Origin of the sequence: Streptomyces violaceorubidus, from assembly GCF_000717995.1 — a bacterium.
Classification (GTDB): Bacteria; Actinomycetota; Actinomycetes; order Streptomycetales; family Streptomycetaceae; genus Streptomyces; species Streptomyces violaceorubidus.
In genome coordinates this window covers 1-2522 of the sequence record NZ_JODM01000088.1, presented here as the reverse complement: position 1 = coordinate 2522, position 2522 = coordinate 1, and the positions used below count along the sequence as shown (strand labels likewise).

General features: G+C 67.0%; 2 protein-coding genes. One reads left to right on the top strand and one right to left on the bottom strand.

Annotated features, from left to right (window positions below):
* Positions 1-46: 46 nt before the first annotated feature.
* Positions 47-277 (bottom strand): hypothetical protein, encoded by a 231-nt coding sequence (locus IE94_RS0134000; RefSeq protein ID WP_030192195.1) that lies wholly within the window; start codon positions 275-277, stop codon positions 47-49.
* A 331-nt stretch (positions 278-608) separates the two neighbouring features.
* Between IE94_RS0134000 and IE94_RS0133995 the strand changes: the two genes are divergently transcribed.
* Positions 609-2462 (top strand): DEAD/DEAH box helicase, encoded by a 1854-nt coding sequence (locus tag IE94_RS0133995; RefSeq protein WP_342450769.1) that lies wholly within the window; start codon positions 609-611, stop codon positions 2460-2462.
* Positions 2463-2522 lie beyond the last annotated feature (60 nt).

The window sequence follows — 2522 nt, the reverse complement described above, 5'->3', positions numbered from 1 at the left end:
CTTGAACTGCGGCGGATAGTTCTTCATGACCACGAGATGTCCGTTCTCAGATCCTCAGGATCCATTGTCTCGTGTGTCCAAGATCCGGGGTCAAGGCCCCTGATCCCACCAGGGTGGTCTCCTTGTCGACCATCCGCTCCTGCACCGTGGCGGTGGCGAGATCACTCAGTGCCTTGTCCCACTCCATCTGGGGCACCCGTATCTGCTCCCCGCCGGCACTCGTGACGATCTCGAAGAAGGAGATCGTGCGCTCGGGCATGCGGCGGATGGAAGCCATCGCGTCTCCTTTTGTCTACGCACTTCACCGGTTGTCGTTTTCCATGGCGTAGCAGCGTGCAGGTTGGATCGGCATATGACGCTAACACCAAAGGTCCCCTGAACGGCCTACAGCGCGCCATGGCTCACGAGCTGCACCTCGAAATGCCGCAAATCCATGCTCCCTTACTGCACACTTGAGCGAATAACGCTGGCCGAGACCGCCGATCCGGTGAGGGCAGTCACACAGCAGCCTTCCGAGCTGCCGCCCCGACAATCCGGTGAAGGCAGATCCGCGAAAGCCGAACCACCTCCATCTCCCAGAAGCTCGAAGCCCTCAGCAGCTCTGCGTCATGATGAGCAGCATGGTCACGCCGGTCGAGCAGCCCACGCCCTGTCCTCCAGCCCACCCTCGGCTGCGCCCGGACCAAGAACGAGGACTGCAAGCTGTAGTGCGGCAGCTGCGCCGGCCGAACACGCGGGCTCTGTACGTCTCGGCGACGGGCACCGGCAAGACGCTGGTGTCCATCCGGGCCGCCGACGCTCTCGACGCACGCCTGGTCCTGGTCGTCGTCCCCACCCTCGACCTGGCCGCCCAGACAGCCCTCGCCTGGCGCCGCGACGGCCACCTGGAGCACATGGTGATCGTGTCCTCCATGGACACCTCCGCCCACGGCGGCCTTGCCGCCCACCGCATCGGATCGACCGGCAGCGCCCAGTCCCTGGCCGCTTTGATGTCGGTTGTGGGGGAGGAGCCCGACCAACTGCCCGCCCTCACTGTGATCTGCACCTACGACTCGCTCGACAAGATCGAGGCGACCCAGCACGCCCGCTACCCGGTACCTCCGTTCGACCTGGCGGTTATGGACGAGGCGCACCGCATCGCCGGCCGGCCGGACAAGAAATGGGCCATCGCCAACGACAGCCGGCGCATCCTCACGGACCGGCGCCTCTACATGACCGCCACCCCCCGCAGCTTCGCCGCACCCGACCTCTCCCGCTCCGCATCCCCAGCACGTCAAGGTCGCACCAGCCCGCCGTCCGACCTCGGCACGGCGGAGAACTCGATGGACAACGAAGCCGTCTACGGCAAGAAGGTCTTCGAGTACCCCCTCGCGCAGGCCATCGCCGACGGGGTGGCCGCGGACTACCGCATCGTCGTCCCCACGATCACCGACGCCGAACTGCGCACCCGCCTCAACCAGCCCGCCACCACCACCGACGCCACGGACACACTGCGCACCAGCGCGTTGCACCTCGCCGTCCTCAACGCCATGGCTCAGCACTCCCTGCGCAGAGTGCTGATCTTCTTCCACCTGGTCGACGACGCCAGACGGTTCGCCACCGAACTCGGCCACACCCTGCGGCGCCTGCGCCACGCCCAGCCCGACCTCTTCCCCGGGCTGGACCCGGACACCTTCTTCGTCCATGGCGACCACACACCCGAAGAGCGCTCCGAGCTCTTCGCCCGATTCGCCGCCTCGAAGAGGGCCGTCCTGGCCAACGCCAAGGTGATCGCCGAAGGCGTCGACATCCCCAGCGTCGACGCCGTCGTCTTCGCCGACCCCACCAGCAGCATCGTCCGCTGCGTCCAGGGCCTGGGCAGGGCCCTGCGCCTGGACGTCAGCGGCAAGACCGCCAATCTCATCGTCCCCGTCTACATCCCCCCGGGCGCAGACCCCGAAGACATCCTCGGCACCCCCTACGAACCCGTCTGGGCCATCAGCGCAGCCCTCGCCAGCCACGACTACCGCATCCTCGAACGCCTGCCCACAAAGACCAACCGCCTGACAGCCGAGACCAGCCGCATCATCCAGCACCGCTGGCACTTCGACTTCACCCTCCACCCCGAACGCATCGCCCAGGCCATGGACCTCATCGCCTTCAACCCCCGCGGCTCCCTCAGCCGCTCCCGCCGCCGGGGCCTGGCCGCCGCGCAGGCCTTCCACAACACTCACGGCCACCTCGACGTCCCCACCGACCACCTCGACCCCGTCGGCTACGACCTGGGCGCCTTCATCACCACCACACGCGAGGCCCGCGCCGCCGGCCGCCTCGAGGAGGACTGGATCGCCGAACTCGACGCCCTCGGCATGATCTGGAACAAGCACGACGCTGCCTGGCGCGCCCGGCTCACGGCAGCCACCGACTACCACCGCATCCACGGCCACCTAGGGCCTGTTGCGAAAGTGGATCTTGTTCGTTGATGATCACGTCCTGTGAGACGTGGGGATCTGACGAATGGCCAGTGGGCCCGGCTTGAGCCT